The organism is Acidimicrobiales bacterium (assembly GCA_036273495.1).
Taxonomy (GTDB): Bacteria; Actinomycetota; Acidimicrobiia; order Acidimicrobiales; family JAJPHE01; genus DASSEU01.
Genome location: DASUHN010000223.1, coordinates 1 through 4,554, shown reverse-complemented (window position 1 = coordinate 4,554; position 4,554 = coordinate 1). Strand labels below are relative to the sequence as shown.

Here is a 4,554-nt window from a genome sequence, read left to right as displayed (position 1 = left end):
ACGCCTTCACGAGCGTCGGGACGCCCGCCACGAGATCGGCGGCTATCGACGCCCCGAGGGCCACCAGGCCGGTCCGCGTCACGAGCCAGCCGATGGTCCCGGCTGCGGACAGCGCGCCGCAGGCGTAGTCGAACGGTCCGACGCGCCACTGCGACGACCGATTGACGAACGACGCCACGAACACGGCGAGGGGGCTTATCCCGACCATGAACGTCATCAGTGAACGCAGGCCGACGCCGTACTGGATCTCGACCGTGAAGGCAAGGAGCGGAGCTGCGGCCCACATGAACCAGGTGACCCGGTTGGGCTGGGTGCGCCCGCGCACGGTCTCGACGATGTAGCTCGCTGAGCCGACGGCGCTGAACACGGCGCCGAGGATCACGAAGTGGACGTCGATCACGGGACCGTCACACCCGGAGCGTTCACTTCATCCATGGTCGACCCGAGATACGTGGCGCTGTGCGATCCCGACCGCAGCCGCGACGACTTCGGCTTCGATCTGGACGGGGAGTGTCCGCCCCCCGGCGCCACCGTCTGGCTGTTCCGGTGGCGGATTACCGAGGCCGCCGTCGGCGTGCTGCTCGAAGTCGGCCGACCCATGACCATCGGAGAGATCCTGGCCTATCTCGAGCGGCGGGGCATCCTTCTTGCCACGGGATATCCGCGGAAGGCCCTGTCGGACCTCCTGCGGTACCAGGCGCGCAGGGGTCGGGTGCGGAGGGTCGGCCGCGGCCGGTACGAGGTCCGGCACGTGGCCCGGACGACGGCATGGCGGTACCGGACCCGGCTCCGCAGGCGGAGTTGGGAGGACACGACCTGGGAGTTGACCGACAGCCGGCCGACCTACGACGTCCCGCTGCCGCCTGAGCTGGCGGCGGCAGAGGAGGCGGCGGCCCGGAGGGAGGCGTGGATGCAGTCGGAACGGCTGGACATCCGGCAGATCGCCGAGGAGTGGGCGTTACGCTCGGGTTTGTGGCCGTCCGATTCGTGATCCTCGGCGGGGGGCCGGCCGGGAACCAGGCCGCCACCCACGCCGCCCGTCTGGGGGCCGAGGTCACCCTGGTCGAGCGGGACGTCATCGGTGGCGGCGCCAACCTGTGGGACTGCATCCCCTCGAAGGCGATGATCGCCACGGGCGGCGTGATGTCGCTGACCGGCCGGGCCCATCGCATGGGGCTGGCGCCGATCGAGGCCGAGCTCGACCCGAAGGCGGTGGGGGAGCGGATCGGGCAGATCTCGTCCCACCTCGAGAGCTCCATCGAGCGGTTGCTGCACAGCCAGGGGGTCAGGCTCGTGCGGGGCGCGGCCCGCCTCGAGGGGCCTCACTGCGTCACCGTGGACGCAGCCGACGGTCGGGTGGAGATCGAGGCCGACGCCGTACTCGTCGCCACGGGCAGCCGGCCCCGGGTGCCGCCCTGGTGCGAGGTCGACGGCCGGCGGATCCTGGTCACCCGCCAGGCGTATCCGCCCCCCGAGCTACCCGAACATCTGGTGGTGATCGGCTCCGGCGTGACCGGCGTGGAGTTCGTCCACATGTTCCGCTCCTTCGGCTCGCAGGTCAGCCTGATCGTCTCCCGGCAGCAGGTCCTGCCGACCAAGGACCCCGAGGTGGCGGCGGCCCTGGAGGAGGACTTCCTGCGCCGCGACGTGGTGCTCTACAAGGGCGCCCGCGCCGTGGGAATCGACCCCTCCGACGCCGGTGTCGTGGTGCGGTGTGACGATGGCCGCCGGGTGGAGGGCTCCCACGCCCTCCTGGCCATCGGCGCCGTCCCGAACTCCGACGGTCTCGGGCTGGATACCGCCGGGGTGGCCACCGACCCCGGGGGCTACGTCCCGATCAACCACCACTGCCAGTCGAACGTCGAGCACATCTACGCCGCCGGGGACGTCTCGGGGAAGCTCCCTCTGGCCTCGGTGGCGTCGATGCAGGGCCGCAAGGTGGCCGAGCACGTGATGGGCCTGCACACCCGGGCCCACCGCCACCTCGACTACGACAAGGCGGCCAGCGCCATCTTCACCGAGCCCGAGATCGCCGACGTGGGACTGGCCGAGGCGGAGGCCTTTGCCCTGGGGCGCAAGATCCGGGTGACCAAGGTCCCGTACGCCGCCAATCCCCGCGCCCTGATCGACGGGGATCCCCGGGGGTTCGTCAAGATCCTCTCCGATCCGGCCACGGGGGTGGTCCTCGGGGGATCGATCGTCGGGGCGCACGCCGCCGAGCTGATCTCGGTGCTGGCGCTCGCGGTGACCGCCAACCTGAAGGTGACCGACATCGTCGAGAGCCTGCTGGTGCACCCGGCCCTGGCCGAGGCCCTGGCCGACGCCGCCGAGTAGCAGGGCGGGCGCCGAATAGCGGGGCGGGCGCCGGGTAGAGCGGCTCAGCCGCCTGCGATCAGGCGCTTGCGCTCAGCGGTGTCGGCGGCCAGGTCGGCCACGGTGAGAGCCATCGCCAGGGCGCCGTCCCTGACCGCCTTGTCGGCGGCGGGGCGGACGCATGCGGCCGCGAACTCGGGCTGGTGGTTGACGGCCGGGAGCGAGTCGATGCCGAGCATGGGGTGGATGGTCGGAAGGGCCAGTGAGATGTTGGCCATGTCGGTGGACCCGCCGCCCATCCCGATGGCGGAGGGGAACCGCCGGCCGATCTCCTCGGCGTTGCGCCGGTACACCGCCGACATGGCCTCGTCGGCGATGAACTCGGAGTAGGGCGGGCTCATGTGCTCGACCTCCATCTTGGCGCCCGTGGCGAGCGAACCGGCCTCGAAGCAGCGCATCACGCGCGGCTGCAGGCGGTCGAGGTCGGCCAGCGTGTCGGAGCGGATGTAGTACTTGGCTCTGGTGTGGGCGGGAACGATGTTGGGGGCGTCTCCGCCCTTGGTCACGATCCCGTGCACCTGGTCCCGGCCCCGGAAGTGCTGGCGCAGCAGGCCGATGGCCACCTGGGAGATCGTGAGGGCGTCTCCGGCGTTGACCCCCTGCTCGGGGAAGGCGGAGGCGTGCGCCTCCTTGCCGTGGAAGTGGACGTCGATGTGGGCCACGGCCAGGCAGTGCATCTGCTGCTGCTCCAGCGGGGCGGGATGCACCATCATGGCGGCGTGCACGCCGGCGAAGGCCCCGCGCTCGAGCATCAGGATCTTCCCGCCGCCCCCCTCCTCGGCCGGGGTGCCGAGCACCTTCACGGTGATGCCCAGCTCGTCGGCCAGGGGGGCCAGAGCGAGTCCGGCGCCCACGGCCGCAGCGGCGATCACGTTGTGCCCGCACGCGTGGCCGATCCCGGGCAGGGCGTCGTACTCGGCGCAGATACCGAGGGTGAAGGGCCCGGAGCCGGACGTGGCGACGAATGCGGTGGGCAGATCGGCAACTCCGGTCTCCACGGCGAAGCCCCCGTCGGAGAGGGCCTCGGCCACCCAGCGCGAGGAGAGCTCCTCCTCGAACGCCGTCTCGGGAGAGCCGTGGATGCGGTGGGAGAGCTCGACGAGCGAGTCGGCGGCGGCGTCGACGGTCCGGCGGGCGGCGTCGCGGACGCCGGCGGGGCTCATGCGATCACCGCCACCACGTCCCCGCCGCCCACCGTCTGGCCCGGCTCGACGCGGATCTCCTTCACCGTCCCGGCCACGTCGGCGCTGATGTTGTTCTCCATCTTCATCGCCTCCAGCACGCAGACCGCCTGGCCCGCCTCGACTGTGTCCCCGACGCTCACGAGGACCTTGACGATCGTTCCCTGCATCGGAACCGTGACCTCGCCAGTGCCGCGTGCATCCCCGGCCCCGCCGGCGGGACGGGAGCGCTTGGGCGCGGCCGGCCGGGCGGGTGACGCCCCGGCGCCCATGGTGTCGGCGGACTGGGGCACCCACAGCTTCACCCGGTAGCGGCGCCCGTTGACCTCGGCGTCGACCTCGCGGAGCACCTTCTCCCCGTCGGACTCCTCGGCCTCGTCGGTCGCCGGCCGCCCGGGCGCCTCCACCTCCGACAGGTCGAGGGCGTCCTCGACCCAGCGGGTCGAGTGCTTGGCCTCGATGAAGTCGGGATGGCTCAGGATCGCGACATGGGCGGGGATGGTCGTGGCCACACCCTGCACGTCGGTCTCGGCCAGGGCCCGCAGCATGCGCTTGCGGGCATGCTCACGGTCCGAGCCCCAGACGACGAGCTTCGCCACGAGGTTGTCGTAGAACTGGCTGACCGTGTCGCCTTCCTCGTAGCCGGCGTCGTTGCGGGTTCCGAAGCCGTCGGCCCGGCGGAAGCGGGTGATGGTGCCGGGCGAGGGCAGGAAGCGGCCCCGGGCCGGGTTCTCGGCGTTGATCCGGCACTCGATGGCGTGGCCCCGGCGCTCGATGTCGTCCTGGGTGAAGCCGAGCGGCTCACCGGAGGCGATGCGGATCTGAAGCTCGACGAGGTCGCGGCCCACCACCATCTCGGTGACCGGGTGCTCGACCTGGAGGCGGGTGTTCATCTCCAGGAAGAAGAAGTCCCCGTTCTCGTAGAGGAACTCGACGGTTCCGGCGTTGACATAGCCGCAGCCTTCGGCCACCTTGACCGCCGCCTCGCCCATCCGGCGGC

5 protein-coding genes are annotated in these 4,554 nt (G+C 71.5%); 2 read left to right on the top strand and 3 right to left on the bottom strand.

Annotation, left to right across the window (positions count from 1 at the left end; translation table 11 throughout):
• Window positions 1–400: hypothetical protein (locus tag VFW24_09485; GenBank protein HEX5266993.1), on the bottom strand; the 400-nt coding region annotated here is incomplete at its 3' end.
• 33 nt (window positions 401–433) lie between these two features.
• On the opposite strand from VFW24_09485, the gene VFW24_09480 reads away from it, so the two are divergent.
• On the top strand, window positions 434–991 hold the full coding sequence (locus VFW24_09480) for a hypothetical protein (protein HEX5266992.1): 558 nt from the start codon (window positions 434–436) through the stop codon (window positions 989–991).
• Complete coding sequence (locus tag VFW24_09475) at window positions 973–2,334, top strand: FAD-dependent oxidoreductase (GenBank protein HEX5266991.1); 1,362 nt, start codon at window positions 973–975, stop codon at window positions 2,332–2,334. Before VFW24_09480 ends, VFW24_09475 begins: the two co-directional genes overlap by 19 nt.
• Before the next feature lie 44 nt (window positions 2,335–2,378).
• On the opposite strand, the gene VFW24_09470 is transcribed toward VFW24_09475, so the two are convergent.
• Both VFW24_09470 and VFW24_09465 read right to left on the bottom strand, forming a co-directional pair.
• Window positions 2,379–3,536, bottom strand: a complete 1,158-nt coding sequence (locus VFW24_09470; GenBank protein HEX5266990.1) for a M20 family metallopeptidase — start codon at window positions 3,534–3,536, stop codon at window positions 2,379–2,381.
• The coding region (locus VFW24_09465) for a biotin/lipoyl-containing protein (GenBank protein ID HEX5266989.1) at window positions 3,533–4,554 on the bottom strand (1,022 nt) is incomplete at its 5' end. The genes VFW24_09465 and VFW24_09470, both read right to left, overlap by 4 nt.

Excerpts from the sequence above, each read along its gene's own strand:
- VFW24_09480 (HEX5266992.1), top strand. The coding sequence starts at position 434 with ATGGTCGACCCGAGATACGTGGCGCTGTGCGATCCCGACCGCAGCCGC.
- VFW24_09470 (HEX5266990.1), bottom strand. The coding sequence starts at position 3,536 with ATGAGCCCCGCCGGCGTCCGCGACGCCGCCCGCCGGACCGTCGACGCC.